The following is a 16,323-nucleotide window of genomic DNA, read 5'->3' as shown; positions in this document are numbered from 1 at the left end:
TCGGTTGGCACGTACTGATTGGTCGTCGTATTCTTTTTCATGGACTCGCCCTCGCTGTCGTTGGCTTCTAATAGAATGCCACCGTGGCGCACAGACGCCTCGGCTTGGGCGAGTCCATGTAATTACAAGGGGTTTATTGCGCCAGCAGGCGGCGCAGTTCGGCCAGCGCCGGGGCGGTGTCCGGGCGCACGCCGCGCCACAGGTAGAAGGCTTCTGCGGCCTGTTCGGCCAGCATGCCCAGGCCGTCCATGACGTGGCCCGCGCCATGCTCGCTGGCCCAGAGGCAAAACGGCGTCGGCGCTTTGCCGTACATCATGTCGTAGCACAAGGTTTGACCCGGCTCGATCAGGCTGCTGGCAATCGGCGGCACTTCACCGGCCAGGCTGGCCGACGTCGCGTTGATGATCAGGTCAACCGGCTCTTTTAACCAGTCAAAACCACTGGCCGCCACCGGCCCCAAGTCGCTGAACAGCTCCACCAGCACTTCGGCCTTTTCGACCGTGCGATTGGCGATGGTCACCGAGGCCGGGCCTTCGGCCAGAATCGGTTCCAACGCGCCACGTACCGCGCCACCCGCGCCAAGGATGAGGATGCGTTTGCCCTTGAGGCTGAAACCCGCGTTAACCGTCAGGTCGCGCACCAGCCCTGCGCCATCGGTGTTGTCACCCAGCAGCGTGCCGTCGGCCAGTTTGCTTAGGGTGTTCACCGCGCCCGCCCGTTGCGCACGGGCGGTCAGGCTGTTGGCCAGGCGATAGGCGTCTTCCTTGAACGGCACGGTCACGTTGGCCCCGCGACCTTGCTGGAAAAACGCCAACGCGCTGCCGCCAAAATCATCCAGCGGCGCGAGCAACGTGTCGTACTGCATCGATTGCCCGGTTTGCTCGGCAAACAGGCGGTGCAGCACCGGCGATTTGCTGTGGGCGATCGGATTACCAAAAACGACGTAACGGTCCATCAGGCAAGCTCCTCGGGCAATGTCAGGCGTTGGCTAACCAGTCGCGGTCTTGCAGAAAGTACTCAGTCAGCCGCGCCTCTTCTGTACCGGGCGCCACTTTCCAGTCATAACCCCAGCGTACGTGGGGCGGCAGCGACATCAGGATCGATTCGGTACGCCCGCCCGATTGCAGGCCGAACAGGGTGCCACGGTCGTGCACCAGGTTGAATTCAACGTAGCGGCCCCGGCGATATTCCTGGAATTCACGCTGCTGGGCCGTGTAGGCGTCCGCCTTGCGGCGCTGCACAATCGGCAGGTAGGCATCGATAAAGGCGTCGCCGATGGCGCGAACGAAGGCAAAGCTGGTGTCGAAATCCCATTCGTTCAGGTCATCGAAAAACAGGCCGCCAATGCCACGCGGCTCGTTGCGGTGCTTGATGTGGAAGTAGCGGTCGCACCAGGCTTTGTAGCGCGGGTACACGTCGGCGCCGAACGGTGCGCAGGCTTGCTCGGCCACGCGGTGCCAGTGCACGCAGTCTTCTTCAACGCCGTAGTAGGGCGTGAGGTCGAAGCCGCCACCAAACCACCAGACCGGCTCTTCGCCTTCTTTTTCGGCAATGAAAAACCGCACGTTGGCGTGGGACGTCGGCACATGCGGATTGTGCGGGTGGATCACCAGCGACACGCCCAGGGCTTCAAAGCCACGACCCGCCAGTTCAGGGCGATGGGCGCTGGCGGACGGCGGCAAGCCACTGCCAAACACGTGGGAAAAGTTCACACCGCCTTTTTCGATGACCTGGCCGTTTTCGATCACGCGGGTACGCCCGCCACCGCCTGCCGGGCGCTCCCAGGCGTCTTCAATGAAGCGCGCGCCGCCATCTTCGGTTTCCAGCGCAGCGCAGATACGGTCTTGCAGGTCGAGCAAGTAGGCTTTAACGGCCTCGGTGCGAGTAGTCATGACATCACCTTAAATCGGGCAAAGCGACAGAGCGGGGCCGCCAGCGAAGGGCGGCTAGCATAACACCGCACCCGGCATCGTCGCAGTTGACGAAGATCACGCTAAAGCGTTGGATAGGGGCCTCGTCAATTCAGCAAGGACAGTGCAAATGGCTAAACGTATCCAGTTTCGGACCCTCGGCGGGCCCGAAGTGCTTGAGTATGTCGATTACCAACCTGCCGAGCCGGGCCCGCAACAGGTTCGCGTGCGTAACCAGGCCATCGGCCTGAATTTCATCGACACCTATTTCCGCAGCGGCCTGTACCCGCTGCCCGAGCTGCCATCGGGCCTGGGCAATGAAGGCGCGGGCATCGTGGATGCCGTGGGCAGTGACGTGCACACCGTCAAAGTAGGCGACCGCGTGGCTTACGGCACTGGCCCGCTGGGCGCGAACAGCGAGTTCCACGTATTGCCGGCGGCGAATGTGGTGAAGCTGCCGGACGACATCAGCTTTGAGCAAGCGGCCGCAGTGATGCTCAAGGGCCTGACCGTGCAGTATTTGCTGCGCCAAACCTACGAGGTTAAAGCGGGCGATACCATTTTGTTCCACGCCGCTGCCGGTGGCGTTGGCTCGATTGCGTGCCAATGGGCCAAGGCGCTGGGCGCGAAGTTGATCGGTACGGTCAGTTCGGCTGAAAAAGCGGCGCACGCCAAAGCACTGGGCGCCTGGGAAACCATCGACTACAGCCATGAAGACGTGGCCCAGCGCGTGCTGGAACTGACCGGTGGCAAGAAAGTCCCGGTGGTGTACGACGGCGTCGGCAAAGACACGTGGCTCACCTCGCTGGACAGCCTGGCACTGCGCGGGCTGATGGTCAGCTTCGGTAACGCGTCAGGCGCGGTAACTGGCGTGAACCTGGGGATTTTGTCGCAGAAGGGTTCGCTGTACGTCACCCGGCCAACCTTGGCGGGCTACGCCAACACGCCCGAGAACCTGCAAAAAATGGCCGACGAGCTGTTTGAGATGATCCGCACCGGCAAGATCAAGGTTGAGATCAGCCAGCGCTATGCGTTGAAAGACACGGCCAAGGCACACATCGAGTTGGCCTCGCGCCGCACCACTGGCTCGACGATTTTGTTGCCGTAACACCAAACCTGTGGTCGCTGCCGCAGGCTGCGATAAGGGCCGAAGGACCTTCGCTTTTACAAGCAGGGCCGCTACGCGGCCCATCGCAGCCTGCGGCAGCGACTACAGTTTGCGGGGTTAGGCGGGGCGCACGACCTTGCCGGTCGCCAGGTCGCGGATCAGGCTGGGGTTTTTACGCCCGCCCAAATTGCCGCCCAAGACGTGATCGATCTGGCCACGAAAGTACTGCTCAACTTTTAACCGCGTACGCGCCGCCGGCAAGCCCGCCGGGTTAGCAGACGTGGAAACGATAGGCCCCACCAACGCACACAACTCACGCACCAGCGGATGGTCACTCACGCGCAACGCCACGGTGTCGTGCTGACCGGTGATCCACTCGGGCAGCAGGCCTTGATGCGGCACCAGCCAGGTGTTCGGCCCAGGCCAAGTACTGGCCATGCGGTCGATCCACTCCTGAGGGAAGTCTTCGAACAGGAAGTCGAACTGGTGAATGTTGTCGGCAACCAGAATCAGGCCTTTATCCACAGGTCGCGATTTGATCGCCAGCAAACGCTCGACCGCTTCTTCATCCCACGGGTCGCAACCCAGGCCCCAGACGGCTTCGGTGGGGTAGGCGATCACGGCGCCCGCATGAATCGCGCGTGCGGCTTGTTGGACGCGCCAGGTGCTGATCATTGAGTGTCTCCAAATAGGTACTGGGCGCAGTGTACTTAGCTGGCGCGAGCAAACCAACGCCCGCCCTCAAGCACCACATGCCCGTCGAGTTCAAGTTCGGTCAACGCCGCCAGCAGCCGGGGCAGGTCCCAACCGCTGGCGCAGGCCAGGGCTTCGCTGGTGTGGGGCGCTGCCTGCAACAATTGCACTAATGGATGACAGCTGTGAGTGAACAGGTCTGCTGTGGATAACGGCATCGAGCGCCAGCCGCGCAGGCCTTCGAGAATGTGCTCGACGGTTTCCACCAGGGTGGCGCCGTCACGAATCAGTTGATGGCAACCGCGCGCGCCGGGGTGGTGGATAGAACCCGGCAGGGCGTAGACCTCACGCCCTTGTTCCGCCGCCAGACGGGCGGTGATCAACGAACCGCTGGCCACGCTGGCTTCGACCACCAGCACGCCCAACGACAAACCGCTGATGATTCGGTTGCGCCGCGGGAAGTTGCCCGACAGCGGCCCGGCGTCCAGCGGGAACTCCGACACCACGGCGCTGCCGTTGGCAATCATCGCGTCTGCCAGTGCGCGATGGCGCTGTGGATAAAGTTTTTGCAGGCCGGTGCCGAGCACCCCGATCGTCTGCCCGCCAATGTCCAGTGCGCCCTGGTGCGCGGCCCCGTCAATGCCCAGCGCCAGCCCGCTGGTGATGACAAAACCGGCCCCCGCCAGACACTTCGAAAACGCCGCAGCGGTGTCCAGCCCCGGCCGTGAGGCACGCCGACTGCCGACCATCGCCAGTTGCGGTTTTTCCAGGATGCCGGGGTCGCCCGCCACGAATAACACGGGCGGCGGGTCTTTGATTTCAGCCAACAAGGCCGGGTAATCGGGCTGATCGTGGAGCAACACATGCTGCTTGCAGCCCTCAAGCCAGCGCATTGCAGCGCTGGCACCGTCACGTACTTCGGGGTTGCGCCGGGCCTCGCTACTGGCGGGTGGCAAGCCCAAGGCCCGCCAGGCACTGGCCGGGGCGCTGAGCGCCGAACTGGCCGAGCCAAAGGCCCGAAACAAGGAGTGGTAGCGCTGTGGGCCGACCTCGGGCAAGCGGTGCAAACGCAAGCGGGCTTCCAGCTCTGCAGGGGAAATATCAGACTGCGACATGGGATCATCCTTGATCTGTTTCATCAGCGTTACGCCAGGCACAACCTGTGGATAACTCTGTTAACAAGTTGTTGGGCACGTGTCAGTAAGCGCCGACGTAAACGCTCAGTACGGCCTTGAAAAAACGCCGGCAAACCCAACCTTAGTAGAACGCTGCGCACAGACCGCGCCCATTGGTTTCAAACTGCGACGCGCGCGCCACCTGCAGCCGGGCAGCTAGTCGTTTCATCCGGGGTTGAATCCCTTTATTATGTGCGCTCGCGTGAAACGCCAGAGCCCGAGCGGGCTCTCTCTGAAGGAGACGTTTTGCACAGGTTGCCGAGTCTTCAAGACCCCCTGACAACCGTTTTTGAATCTTTCACACAGTGCCCCAATCAAACTTATGGCTATTTTAAACATCCTCGAATTCCCAGACTCGCGTCTGCGTACCATCGCCAAGCCGGTGACGGTTGTGGACGACGAAGTTCGTCAGTTGATCGATGACATGTTTGAAACCATGTACGAAGCGCCTGGCATTGGTCTGGCAGCTACTCAGGTCAACGTGCACAAGCGCATCGTGGTCATGGACCTGAGCGAAGACCGCAGCGCGCCGATGGTGTTTATCAACCCTGAGTTCGAAACCCTGACCGACGAGATGGGCCAGTACCAGGAAGGCTGCCTGTCGGTGCCGGGTTACTACGAAAACGTAGATCGCCCGCAGTTGGTCAAAATCAAAGCGCTGGACCGTGACGGCAAGCCTTTTGAAATGACCGCCGATGGCCTGCTGGCCGTGTGCATCCAGCACGAATGCGACCACCTGAACGGCAAGCTGTTCGTGGATTACTTGTCTACGCTCAAGCGTGACCGGATCAAGAAAAAGCTGGAAAAACTGCACCGCCAGAACGCTTGATCCTCGGTATAACCCTACGCTTGTCTCGGACTCACTGTAGGAGCGAGCTTGCCTCGCGATCTTTTCAACGATCAAAAGATCGCGAGGCAAGCTCGCTCCTACAGGGTTATTCCCGCCTTCCCCCATTCCAAGTGAGTACTCCATGACTGAGCCATTGCGCATCGTCTTTGCTGGCACCCCCGAATTTGCCGCTGAACACCTCAAGGCGCTGCTCGACAGCCCGTACGAGATCGTTGCGGTGTACACCCAACCGGATCGTCCGGCCGGGCGCGGGCAAAAGCTGATGCCAAGCCCGGTCAAGCAACTGGCGCTGGAACACAACATTGCGGTCATGCAGCCGCCGACCTTGCGTGCCCCCGAGGCTCAAGCCGAACTCGCCGCACTCAAGCCCGACTTGATGGTGGTGGTGGCGTACGGCCTGATCCTGCCGCAAGTGGTGCTGGATATTCCGCGTTTGGGCTGCATTAACAGCCACGCCTCGTTGCTGCCACGCTGGCGCGGCGCCGCGCCGATTCAGCGCGCGGTCGAGGCTGGCGATGCACAAAGCGGGGTGACGGTGATGCGCATGGAGGCGGGTCTGGACACCGGCCCGATGCTGCTCAAGTCCATCACTCCCATTAGCAGCGAAGACACCGGCGGCACCCTGCACGACCGTTTGGCCGAACTGGGCCCACCGGCCGTGATCGAAGCCATTGCCGGCCTGGCTGACGGCACCTTGCAAGGCGAAGTGCAGGACGACAGCCTGGCGACTTACGCCCACAAGCTCAATAAAGACGAAGCACGCATCGACTGGAACCGCCCGGCGGTGGAGCTGGAGCGGCTGATTCGTGCCTTCAACCCGTGGCCGATTTGCCACAGCACGCTCAACGGCGAAGCCCTGAAAGTGCTGGCCGCCACCTTGGCAGACGCCAAGGGCGAACCGGGGCAGATCCTCGCGGCCAGCAAAGACGGCCTGATCGTGGGCTGCGGTGAAGGCGCGCTGTGCCTGACCCGTCTGCAATTGCCCGGCGGTAAAGCGCTGAACTTCAGCGATTTGTTCAACAGCCGCCGTGAGAAGTTTGCCGTGGGTACTGTTCTGGGCGCCGCCCAATGAACCCGCGTCTGGCCGCCGCCAAGGCACTGACCGCCGTACTCAACGGCAAGGCATCGCTCAACAGTTCGTTGCCGTTGCAACTGGACAAGGTTGAAGCCCGCGACCGCGGCCTGACCCAGGACCTCGCGTTCGGCACCGCACGCTGGTATCCGCGCTTGTCGGCATTGGCCAACAAGCTGCTGCAAAAACCCTTTAAAGCCGCCGATGCCGACGTTGAAGCGCTGTTGCTGGTGGGCTTGTACCAACTGCTGTACACGCGGGTGCCGGCCCATGCGGCCATTGGCGAAACCGTGGGTTGCGCCGACAAGTTGAAAAAACCGTGGGCCAAAGGCCTGCTCAACGCCGTGTTGCGCAACGCTCAGCGCGACAGCGAAGCCTTGCTGGCCGAGCTGGAACACGACCCGGTAGTGCGCACTGCCCACCCGCGCTGGCTGCAAAAATCGCTGAAAGCGTTCTGGCCTGAGCAGTGGGAAGCCATCTGCGCTGCCAACAACGCGCATCCGCCGATGATTCTGCGGGTCAATCGCCGCCATAAAACCCGTGATCAGTACCTGCAATTGCTGGCTGAAAGCGACGTGCAGGCCCAACCGTGTGTGTACAGCCGAGACGGCATTGTGCTGGCCGAAGCCTGCGATGTGCGCAATCTGCCGGGCTTTGCCGAAGGCTGGATCAGCGTGCAGGACGAAGCCGCACAGTTGGCCGCCGACCTGCTCGACCTGGCCCCCGGCCAGCGCGTGCTCGACGCCTGCTGCGCGCCGGGCGGCAAGACGTGCCACATTTTGGAAGCCGAGCCCCAGCTTGCGGGCGTGGTGGCGGTCGACCTGGAAGCCAAGCGTCTGGTGCGCGTGCGTGAAAACCTTGAGCGTCTGGGCCTGAGCGCCGAGCTGATTGCTGCCGATGGCCGCGACACTGCGACCTGGTGGGACGGCAAGCCGTTCCAGCGCATCCTGCTCGATGCCCCATGTTCTGCGACGGGCGTGATCCGCCGTCACCCGGACATCAAACTGACCCGCCAGCCGGACGACATCGCCGCCCTCGCCAGCCTGCAAGGCGAGTTGCTGGACGCCATGTGGCAGACCCTGGAAGTCGGCGGCATCCTGCTGTACGCCACCTGTTCGACCTTACCGACCGAAAACACCGAAGTGATTGAAGCCTTTTTGGCCCGCACTCCCGGTGCGCGCGAGCTGGACATCGCCGGGCAGTTCGGCATCAAGCAACCTCACGGGCGCCAATTGCTGGCGCAAGAGGGTGGGCATGACGGTTTCTATTACGCCAAACTGATCAAGATCGCTGCCGCACGCGGCTAACGACGGGAACAGGGAATCACGGCATGAAAATCATCATCCTCGGCGCAGGGCAGGTCGGCGGTACGCTGGCCGAGCATTTGGCCAGTGAAGCCAATGACATCACCGTGGTCGACACCGATGGCGATCGCCTCCGCGATTTGGGTGATCGTCTGGATATACGTACCGTGCAGGGCCGTGCTTCGCTGCCCAATGTGCTGCGCCAGGCGGGCGCTGACGATGCCGACATGCTGGTGGCGGTGACCAACAGCGACGAGACCAACATGGTCGCGTGCCAAGTGGCCTACACGCTGTTTCACACCCCGACCAAAATCGCCCGGGTACGCGAATCGGCCTACCTGACCCGTGGCGAAGAGCTGTTTGATAACGACGCGATTCCGGTCGACGTCTTGATCAGCCCCGAGCAGGTCGTGACCAACTACATCAAGCGCCTGGTTGAACACCCCGGCGCCTTGCAGGTGATCGACTTTGCCGGCGGCAAGGCGCAGTTAGTGGCGGTCAAGGCGTACTACGGCGGCCCGTTGATTGGCCAGCAATTGCGCCAGTTGCGTGAGCACATGCCGAATGTGGACACCCGGGTCGCAGCGATTTTCCGACGTGACCGGCCGATTACGCCCCGTGGCGACACGGTGATTGAGGCCGACGATGAGGTGTTTTTCATCGCCGCCAAGGCCAACATTCGCGCCGTGATGAGCGAAATGCGCCGTCTCGACGAAAGCTATAAACGCATTGTGATCGCCGGGGGCGGGCAGATTGGCGAGCGCCTGGCCGAGGCCATCGAAAGCCGTTATCAGGTCAAGATCATCGAGATGAGCCCGGCCCGCTGCCGCTATTTGTCTGACACCCTGGACAGCACCGTGGTGCTGCAGGGCAGCGCGTCAGACCGCGACTTGATGCTCGAAGAGAACATCGCTGATGCCGACCTGTTTCTGGCCCTGACCAACGACGATGAGGCCAACATCATGTCCTCGTTGCTGGCCAAACGCCTGGGCGCAAAAAAGGTCATGAGCATTATCAACAACCCGGCCTATGTGGACTTGATCCAGGGCGGCGAAATCGACATCGCCATCAGCCCGCAGTTGGCCACCATCGGCACCTTGCTGGCCCACGTGCGCCGGGGCGACATTGTCAGCGTGCACTCGCTGCGCCGGGGTGCGGCGGAGGCCATCGAAGCGATTGCCCACGGTGATTCGAAGTCGAGCAAGGTGATTGGCAAGCGCATTGGTGAAATCAACCTGCCGCCGGGCACCACCATTGGCGCGATCATTCGCGACGACGAAGTGCTGATTGCCCACGACGCCACAGTGATCAATGCCGGTGACCATGTGATTTTGTTCCTTGTGGATAAAAAGCATATTCGCGACGTAGAGAAGCTGTTCCACGTGGGTTTGAGTTTTTTCTAAGGAGTCAGGGATGCTGGAGTCATTGGAAAAGATGTTGGCCAAGGGTGTGGATAACTCGCTGCTGCGCTTCGGGCTGGGCAAGGGTTATCTCGACCTTGGGGATAACCTCAAGGCGGCGGAACATTTGCAGCGCTGTGTTGAATTTGACCCCAAGTACTCAGCGGCCTGGAAGCTGCTGGGCAAGGCCCGATTGGCGGCAGGCGACCGTGCAGCGGCGCGTGAAGCGTGGGAGCAGGGGATCATCGCGGCACAAGGCCATGGCGACAAACAGGCCGAGAAAGAAATGACCGTGTTTTTGAAGAAGCTGGAGAAGCAGCAGGCTTAACGCCTCAGATTTCCTGTGGGAGCGGGCTTGCTCGCGATGGCATCTACGCAGTTTCAAGGTTAAACCGCGTCGTTTGTATCGCGAGCAAGCCCGCTCCCACAGGTTGTGCATTCAGCTAGCTCAGTACCAGCGCGCCTCGCCCGGCGGGCGTTTTTTGAAGCGTTTCATGCTCCACATGTATTGGCTCGGGTAAGCCCGCACGTATTTCTCCACCACTTGGCTCATGGCCGCGCAGGCGGTTTCGGTGTCGGTGCTGTACATGGCTTCGGGCGCCGCTTCCAATATCACTTTGAACCCCGAACCGTCCGGCAAACGCACCGCGTGCAGGAACACACCCACCGCTTTGCCACCCGCCAGCATGTTGGGCACAAATTTGCTGGTCAGGGCCGTGGTGCCGAGGAACGGTACAAAAATACCCGCTGATTCTGCCGGCTCCGGGTCTGCCGGGATGCCGACCTGGCCGCCTTTGCGCACCTCTTTGATGACACTCAAAATGCCTTCTTTGGTCGACGCGGCCACGCGGTTGCCCAACTGTACGCGCTGTTTGCGCAGCAGTTCGTCTACGGCCTTGAGCTTGGGCGGGCGATAAAAAATGATCGGTTTGCACTGGCTGCAATAGAAGTGGTTAAGCACTTCCCAGTTACCCAGGTGGCTGGTGATGCCGACCACGCCTTTGCCGGAAGCGAGGGCGTCTTTGAGCACGTCCAGGCCTTCGACTTCGCGCACCAGGTCAATGGAGCGCTGGGCGGGCCAGATCCACGCGCAGGCGCTCTCGGTCAGGCTTTTGCCGATGTCTTTGAGGCTTTGGCCGACCAATTGTTCACGGGCAACCGGGTCCATTTGGGGGAAGCACTTGGCCAAGTTGATCCGCACCACGTCGCGCGAGCGATTGGGCAGTTTCCACATCAGCCAGCCGATGGCCGAGCCCACGTGTTGCACCGCGCCCCAAGGGAGCATGGCAAACAACCGTAAAGCCCCGACCAGCAAGGCGCCTTTAAACTTTTCCACAGGGTCTTTCCCGTCTTCATAGTGCATCGACAACCCTTGTGGGAGCGGGCTTGCTCGCGATTCAGGCAACGAGGTGCATCTGGATCACCGCGTAGAGGCCATCGCGAGCAAGCCCGCTCCCACAGGGCCGGTGTATAAAAAGGCATTCTAACCGGCGTTGGACAGCTCAGCGTAGCGGTCGCAGGTGGTGGCGTGGTCCATGACCATGCCGCTGGCCTGCATGAAGGCGTAACAAATGGTCGGGCCGACGAAGGTAAAACCGGCTTTTTTCAAACCTTTGCTCATGGCTTCGGCCTCAGGAGTAACGGCCGGGAACTCATGCCGTTCGGTGAAGTGGTTGATCTTGGGCTGGCCGCCAACGAACGACCACAAAAACTCAACCGGGTCTTTGAGCGCCAGCCAGGCCTGGGCGTTGCGCCGGGCGCCGGTGACTTTCAAGCGGTTGCGCACAATGCCCGGATCGAGCAGCAAGGCCTCTATCTCGGCGTCTGTCATGACCGCCAGGCGCTGCACATCAAAGCCAAACATGACCTTGCGATAATGCTCGCGTTTGCGCAAAACCGTGATCCACGATAAACCCGCCTGGAACCCTTCGAGCAATAACAACTCGAAGAGCGCATGCGCATCGCGCAACGGCACGCCCCACTCTTGATCGTGATAGGCCGCATATAGCGGGTCGTCAGGGCACCAGAAACAACGTGGCATAGAGGCTCCAAGAGGTGGAGGCGCGACCGAATCGGGTATACTCCCGCTCTTTAAATCGCAGCCCAAGAAACAGGTGAATTTGTGAGCCAGCCTACGCCAGCAGTGCGTACCTTCCAAGACTTGATCCTCGCCCTCCAGCAATACTGGGCCGAGCAAGGTTGTGTGGTGCTTCAGCCCTACGATATGGAAGTGGGCGCCGGCACTTTCCATACCGCCACGTTTTTGCGCTCTCTGGGCCCAGAAACCTGGAACGCCGCTTATGTGCAGCCCAGTCGTCGCCCGACTGACGGCCGCTACGGCGAAAACCCTAACCGTCTGCAGCACTACTACCAGTTCCAGGTGGTATTGAAGCCAAACCCGCCTAACTTCCAGGAGCTGTACCTGGGCTCGCTGAAGCACATCGGCCTGGACCCGCTGGTTCACGATATCCGTTTTGTCGAAGACAACTGGGAATCGCCGACCCTGGGCGCCTGGGGTCTGGGCTGGGAAATCTGGCTCAACGGTATGGAAGTCACCCAATTCACTTACTTCCAGCAAGTAGGCGGCATTGAGTGCTACCCGGTGACCGGCGAAATCACCTACGGCCTTGAGCGTCTGGCGATGTACCTGCAAGGCGTGGATTCTGTCTACGACCTGGTCTGGACTGACGGCCCGTTCGGCAAAGTGACCTACGGCGACGTGTTCCATCAGAACGAAGTCGAGCAGTCGACTTACAACTTCGAACACGCCAACGTCGACAAGCTGTTTGAACTGTTCGATTTCTATGAAAGCGAAGCCAAGCGCCTGATCGAACTCGACCAGCCGCTGCCGCTGCCAAGCTACGAAATGGTGCTCAAGGCATCCCACACCTTCAACCTGCTGGACGCGCGCCGGGCCATTTCGGTGACCGCACGTCAGCAGTACATTCTGCGGGTGCGTACCTTGGCGCGTTCGGTGGCTCAGGCGTATCTCGAAGCGCGCGCCAAGCTGGGCTTCCCGATGGCTCCACCCGATTTGCGTGATGAAGTGTTGGCTAAGTTGGAGGCTGCACAATGAGTGCTCAAGATTTTCTGGTTGAACTGGGCACTGAAGAACTGCCGCCAAAAGCCCTCAGTACCTTGGCCGACGCGTTTCTGGCCGGTATCGAAAAAGGCCTGCAAAGCGCCGGTCTGAACTTCAAGGCGAAAAAAGTCTATGCCGCGCCGCGCCGTCTGGCCGTGCTGCTGACCCAGCTCGACACGCAACAGCCTGATCGCAGCATCAACATCGACGGCCCGCCTCGCCAGGCCGCGTTCGACGCTGAAGGCAACCCGACCCAGGCAGCCCTGGGTTTTGCCAAAAAATGCGGCGTTGAGCTGAGCGAAATCGATCAGAGCGGTCCAAAACTGCGTTTCAGCCAGGTGATCATCGGCAAGCCGACCGCCAGCCTGCTGCCGACCATCGTTGAAGACTCGCTGAACGATTTGCCGATCCCCAAGCGCATGCGCTGGGGTGCACGCAAAGAAGAATTCGTGCGTCCAACCCAATGGTTGGTGATGCTGCTGGGCGATGAGGTCATCGACTGCACCATCCTCGCGCAAAAGGCTGGCCGTGATTCCCGTGGTCACCGTTTCCACCACCCGGAAAACGTGCGCATCACCTCGCCTGCCAACTACCTCGAAGACCTGCGCAAGGCCTACGTGCTGGCAGACTTCAATGAGCGTCGCGAGCTGATCTCCAAGCGTGTGGCCGAACTGGCCACGATGCAGGAAGGCACTGCGATCGTACCGCCAAGCCTGCTTGATGAAGTGACCGCGCTGGTGGAATGGCCGGTGCCGCTGGTGTGCTCGTTCGAAGAGCGCTTCCTGGACGTGCCGCAAGAAGCCCTGATCACCACCATGCAGGACAACCAGAAGTATTTCTGCCTGCTGGACGTCGATGGCAAGCTGCTGCCGCGTTTCATCACCGTGGCCAACGTCGAGAGTAAAGATCCGAAACAGATCATCTCGGGTAACGAGAAAGTGGTTCGCCCACGTCTGACCGATGCCGAGTTCTTCTTCAAGCAAGACAAAAAGCAGCCGCTGGAAAGCTTCAACCAGCGCCTGCAAAACGTGGTGTTCCAGGCGCAACTGGGCAGCGTTTACGACAAGGCCGAGCGCGTATCTAAGCTGGCCGCGTTCATCGCCCCGCGCATTGGCGGCGACGCTCAGCGCGCAGCCCGTGCAGGCTTGCTGTCCAAGTGCGACCTGGCCACCGAAATGGTCGGCGAGTTTCCGGAAATGCAAGGCATCGCCGGTTACTACTACGCCCTCAATGATGGCGAGCCAGAAGATGTCGCCCTGGCGCTGAACGAGCAGTACATGCCGCGCGGTGCGGGCGCTGAACTGCCAGAAACCCTGACCGGTGCAGCGGTGGCCATCGCTGACAAGCTCGATACCCTGGTGGGTATTTTCGGCATCGGCATGCTCCCGACCGGTAGCAAAGACCCGTACGCACTGCGTCGCGCAGCGCTGGGGATCTTGCGGATTCTGATCGACAAAAAGCTCGACCTCGACCTGACCGAAGCGGTGAACTTCGCCGTGTCGGCGTTCGGTGCCAAGGTCAAGTCAGCCGGTCTGGCTGACCAGGTGCTGGAGTTCATCTTCGACCGCCTGCGTGCGCGTTACGAAGACGAAGGCGTGGACGTGGCGACGTACCTGTCGGTGCGTGCGTTGCAGCCGCGTTCGGCGCTGGACTTCGATCAGCGTGTGCAAGCCGTTCAGGCGTTCCGTCAGTTGCCGGAAGCCGAAGCTCTGGCCGCTGTGAACAAGCGTGTATCGAACCTGTTGAGCAAAGTGGAAGGCAAGATTTCGACGAATGTCGAAGCCAAGTTCTTCGACAACGCCAGCGAGTTCTCGCTGTACTCGGCCATTCAAAAGGCGGACGAAGCGGTACAACCGATGGCCGCTGCCCGTCAGTACAACGAAGCGCTGACCCGTCTGGCCTCGCTGCGCGAGCCGGTGGACGCGTTCTTTGAAGCGGTGATGATCAACGCCGATGACGCCAGCGTGCGGGCTAACCGCTACGCCTTGCTGGCCCGTCTGCGCAGCCTGTTCCTGGGCGTCGCTGATATTTCGTTGCTGAGCTGAGGAACTGATGAAGCTGCTGATTCTCGATCGGGACGGTGTCATCAACCAGGACTCCGACGCTTACATCAAGTCTGTCGAGGAGTGGATCCCGCTCCCCGGCGCGATTGAGGCGATTGCGCAGTTGAGCAAAGCGGGCTGGACGGTTGCCGTGGCAACCAACCAGTCCGGCATTGCCCGCGGCTATTACGACCTCGCCACGCTGGACGCCATGCACGCACGCCTGCGCGCGTTGGTGGCCGAACAGGGTGGCGAGCTTGGGCTGGTGGTGTATTGCCCTCACGGGCCCGATGAAGGCTGCACATGCCGCAAGCCAAAGCCGGGCATGTTGCACACAATTGCTGAGCATTACGGTGCAGATCTGACCGAATGCTGGTTTGTGGGTGACAGCTTGAGTGACTTACAGGCTGCTGAGGCCGTCGGTTCAACGCCCGTTTTGGTAAAAACCGGAAAAGGCCTACAAACTTTGGCCAAAGAATTACCGGACAGTACTCTAATATTTGACGATCTGGTGGCAGTTGCCGCCGAACTTATCCACAAATAGGGCAGGTTTGAACACGCGCCGGCATTCTGTGCACAGGCCTGTTCAGTCATGCCTTATCCGCAACGGTAAAAGCCGCTATGTCGATACTGCAGGCCATCAGAACTTTCTTCTTTTACCTGCTGCTGGGCACCAGTTCTCTGCTGTGGTGCTCACTGAGTTTTTTTGTCGCGCCCTTTTTGTCGTTTCCTGCGCGTTATCGCTTTATCAACGTGTACTGGTGCCGCTGCGCGTTGTGGCTGACGCGGGTGTTTCTGGGCATCAACGTCAAGGTCACCGGTGCAGAGCACATCCCTGAGCGCCCGTGCGTGATTCTGGCCAACCACCAAAGTACCTGGGAGACGTTTTTTCTCTCGGCCTACTTTCAGCCGTTGAGCCAGGTGCTCAAGCGTGAACTGTTGTACGTGCCGTTTTTTGGCTGGGCGATGGCGATGCTGCGCCCGATTGCGATTGACCGGGACAACCCGAAAGCGGCGCTCAAAGACATCGCCAAAAAAGGTGATGAGCTGCTCAAGGACAACATCTGGGTGCTGATTTTTCCTGAGGGCACGCGTGTGCCTTACGGTCAGGTCGGCAAGTTCTCCCGCGGCGGTACAGCGCTGGCGGTGAATGCCGAGTTGCCGGTTCTGCCGATTGCCCACAACGCGGGTAAATTCTGGCCTAAAACCGGTTGGGCCAAGCGCCCTGGCACCATTGAAGTGGTCATTGGTGAGCCGATGTACGCCAACGGCAGCGGCCCACGGGCGATTGCCGAGCTCAATGAGCGGGTACAAACATGGAATGAAGACGCTCAGCGGGCCATGGGTTCCTTGCCACCGGTGGCGGTGCAAACCGAAACAGCGGTGAACTGAGCGAATTGTGGATAACATGTGCACAAGTTTTGGATTTCTTTTGAAATACAGCCATAACTCGATGATTTATATGCTTATTTCTCGGTATTACTTTTGAACAGAAAACGTGCATAAGTTTTTCTAACGCATAAAAAACCGACCTGTTGGTCGGTTTTTTTTGCTTTCATTTCTGTAATTACATGGACTCGCCCAAGCCGAGGCGTCTGTGCGCCACGGTGGCATTCTATTAGAAGCCAACGACAGCGAGGGCGAGTCCATGAAAAAGAATACGACGACCAATCAGTACGTGCCAACC

General features: G+C 60.4%; 16 protein-coding genes. 10 read left to right on the top strand and 6 right to left on the bottom strand.

The annotated features are described in order from the left end of the window. Positions 1–133 precede the first annotated feature (133 nt). Together aroE and hemF are read right to left on the bottom strand one after the other, a co-directional pair. Positions 134–955 (bottom strand): shikimate dehydrogenase, encoded by an 822-nt coding sequence (aroE, locus tag TU84_RS24955; protein WP_048373947.1) that lies wholly within the window; start codon positions 953–955, stop codon positions 134–136. 22 nt (positions 956–977) lie between these two features. Then, positions 978–1,892 carry an oxygen-dependent coproporphyrinogen oxidase gene (gene hemF, locus TU84_RS24950; RefSeq protein WP_048373945.1) on the bottom strand — a complete coding sequence of 305 codons (915 nt, stop codon included), beginning with the start codon at positions 1,890–1,892 and terminating at the stop codon, positions 978–980. 148 nt (positions 1,893–2,040) lie between these two features. On the opposite strand from hemF, the gene TU84_RS24945 reads away from it, so the two are divergent. Further along, on the top strand, positions 2,041–3,018 hold the full coding sequence (locus tag TU84_RS24945) for an NADPH:quinone reductase (protein WP_048373944.1): 978 nt from the start codon (positions 2,041–2,043) through the stop codon (positions 3,016–3,018). Between the two features lie 117 nt (positions 3,019–3,135). On the opposite strand, the gene TU84_RS24940 is transcribed toward TU84_RS24945, so the two are convergent. Beyond that, the gene (locus tag TU84_RS24940; RefSeq protein ID WP_048373942.1) at positions 3,136–3,693 is read right to left on the bottom strand and encodes an L-threonylcarbamoyladenylate synthase; all 558 of its coding nucleotides are present in this window, start codon (positions 3,691–3,693) and stop codon (positions 3,136–3,138) included. A gap of 35 nt (positions 3,694–3,728) precedes the next feature. Beyond that, positions 3,729–4,826, bottom strand: a complete 1,098-nt coding sequence (dprA, locus tag TU84_RS24935) for a DNA-processing protein DprA (protein WP_048373950.1) — start codon at positions 4,824–4,826, stop codon at positions 3,729–3,731. Between the two features lie 382 nt (positions 4,827–5,208). Here dprA and def point away from each other — a divergent pair, with 382 nt between their 5' ends. The 5 genes from def (at position 5,209) to TU84_RS24910 (ending at position 9,840) form a co-directional block, all read left to right on the top strand. Further along, on the top strand, positions 5,209–5,715 hold the full coding sequence (gene def, locus TU84_RS24930) for a peptide deformylase (protein ID WP_048373941.1): 507 nt from the start codon (positions 5,209–5,211) through the stop codon (positions 5,713–5,715). 142 nt (positions 5,716–5,857) lie between these two features. Then, positions 5,858–6,808, top strand: coding sequence for a methionyl-tRNA formyltransferase (gene fmt, locus TU84_RS24925; protein ID WP_048373940.1), 951 nt, complete (start codon positions 5,858–5,860; stop codon positions 6,806–6,808). Beyond that, positions 6,805–8,115, top strand: a complete 1,311-nt coding sequence (gene rsmB / locus TU84_RS24920; RefSeq protein WP_048373938.1) for a 16S rRNA (cytosine(967)-C(5))-methyltransferase RsmB — start codon at positions 6,805–6,807, stop codon at positions 8,113–8,115. Before fmt ends, rsmB begins: the two co-directional genes overlap by 4 nt. 23 nt (positions 8,116–8,138) lie before the next feature. Then, the gene (gene trkA / locus TU84_RS24915) at positions 8,139–9,515 is read left to right on the top strand and encodes a Trk system potassium transporter TrkA (protein ID WP_048373936.1); all 1,377 of its coding nucleotides are present in this window, start codon (positions 8,139–8,141) and stop codon (positions 9,513–9,515) included. Between the two features lie 10 nt (positions 9,516–9,525). Next, positions 9,526–9,840, top strand: coding sequence for a hypothetical protein (locus tag TU84_RS24910; RefSeq protein WP_048373935.1), 315 nt, complete (start codon positions 9,526–9,528; stop codon positions 9,838–9,840). Between the two features lie 120 nt (positions 9,841–9,960). Here TU84_RS24910 and TU84_RS24905 read toward each other — a convergent pair whose 3' ends face one another. Beyond that, a complete protein-coding gene (locus TU84_RS24905) occupies positions 9,961–10,848 on the bottom strand; it encodes a lysophospholipid acyltransferase (protein WP_048373948.1) in 888 nt (295 codons plus the stop codon). A gap of 147 nt (positions 10,849–10,995) precedes the next feature. Then, on the bottom strand, positions 10,996–11,553 hold the full coding sequence (locus tag TU84_RS24900; protein WP_048373933.1) for a DNA-3-methyladenine glycosylase I: 558 nt from the start codon (positions 11,551–11,553) through the stop codon (positions 10,996–10,998). Between the two features lie 81 nt (positions 11,554–11,634). Between TU84_RS24900 and glyQ the strand changes: the two genes are divergently transcribed. The 4 genes from glyQ to TU84_RS24880 all read left to right on the top strand — a co-directional run bounded on the left by glyQ (position 11,635) and on the right by TU84_RS24880 (position 16,028). Next, the gene (glyQ, locus tag TU84_RS24895) at positions 11,635–12,588 is read left to right on the top strand and encodes a glycine--tRNA ligase subunit alpha (protein ID WP_003437964.1); all 954 of its coding nucleotides are present in this window, start codon (positions 11,635–11,637) and stop codon (positions 12,586–12,588) included. Next, positions 12,585–14,639 (top strand): glycine--tRNA ligase subunit beta, encoded by a 2,055-nt coding sequence (glyS, locus tag TU84_RS24890; RefSeq protein WP_048373931.1) that lies wholly within the window; start codon positions 12,585–12,587, stop codon positions 14,637–14,639. The genes glyQ and glyS overlap by 4 nt, the downstream gene beginning before the upstream one ends. A 7-nt stretch (positions 14,640–14,646) precedes the next feature. After that, entirely contained in the window at positions 14,647–15,180 is a 534-nt protein-coding gene (gene gmhB, locus TU84_RS24885; protein WP_048373929.1) for a D-glycero-beta-D-manno-heptose 1,7-bisphosphate 7-phosphatase, read from the top strand. Positions 15,181–15,257: 77 nt separating this feature from the next. Further along, a complete protein-coding gene (locus TU84_RS24880) occupies positions 15,258–16,028 on the top strand; it encodes a lysophospholipid acyltransferase family protein (RefSeq protein ID WP_048373927.1) in 771 nt (256 codons plus the stop codon). Positions 16,029–16,323 lie beyond the last annotated feature (295 nt).

This window comes from Pseudomonas helleri (assembly GCF_001043025.1).
In the GTDB taxonomy this organism is placed as follows: domain Bacteria; phylum Pseudomonadota; class Gammaproteobacteria; order Pseudomonadales; family Pseudomonadaceae; genus Aquipseudomonas; species Aquipseudomonas helleri.
The sequence above is the reverse complement of the archived record's forward strand: the minus strand, read 5'-3'. Positions and strand labels throughout refer to the sequence as shown.

Coding starts and splice junctions, on each gene's coding strand:
- def (WP_048373941.1), top strand. CDS start 5,209: ATGGCTATTTTAAACATCCTCGAATTCCCAGACTCGCGTCTGCGTACC.
- glyS (WP_048373931.1), top strand. CDS start 12,585: ATGAGTGCTCAAGATTTTCTGGTTGAACTGGGCACTGAAGAACTGCCG.
- TU84_RS24940 (WP_048373942.1), bottom strand. CDS start 3,693: ATGATCAGCACCTGGCGCGTCCAACAAGCCGCACGCGCGATTCATGCG.
- rsmB (WP_048373938.1), top strand. CDS start 6,805: ATGAACCCGCGTCTGGCCGCCGCCAAGGCACTGACCGCCGTACTCAAC.
- TU84_RS24900 (WP_048373933.1), bottom strand. CDS start 11,553: ATGCCACGTTGTTTCTGGTGCCCTGACGACCCGCTATATGCGGCCTAT.
- aroE (WP_048373947.1), bottom strand. CDS start 955: ATGGACCGTTACGTCGTTTTTGGTAATCCGATCGCCCACAGCAAATCG.
- gmhB (WP_048373929.1), top strand. CDS start 14,647: ATGAAGCTGCTGATTCTCGATCGGGACGGTGTCATCAACCAGGACTCC.
- hemF (WP_048373945.1), bottom strand. CDS start 1,892: ATGACTACTCGCACCGAGGCCGTTAAAGCCTACTTGCTCGACCTGCAA.
- dprA (WP_048373950.1), bottom strand. CDS start 4,826: ATGTCGCAGTCTGATATTTCCCCTGCAGAGCTGGAAGCCCGCTTGCGT.
- trkA (WP_048373936.1), top strand. CDS start 8,139: ATGAAAATCATCATCCTCGGCGCAGGGCAGGTCGGCGGTACGCTGGCC.
- TU84_RS24880 (WP_048373927.1), top strand. CDS start 15,258: ATGTCGATACTGCAGGCCATCAGAACTTTCTTCTTTTACCTGCTGCTG.
- fmt (WP_048373940.1), top strand. CDS start 5,858: ATGACTGAGCCATTGCGCATCGTCTTTGCTGGCACCCCCGAATTTGCC.
- TU84_RS24945 (WP_048373944.1), top strand. CDS start 2,041: ATGGCTAAACGTATCCAGTTTCGGACCCTCGGCGGGCCCGAAGTGCTT.
- TU84_RS24910 (WP_048373935.1), top strand. CDS start 9,526: ATGCTGGAGTCATTGGAAAAGATGTTGGCCAAGGGTGTGGATAACTCG.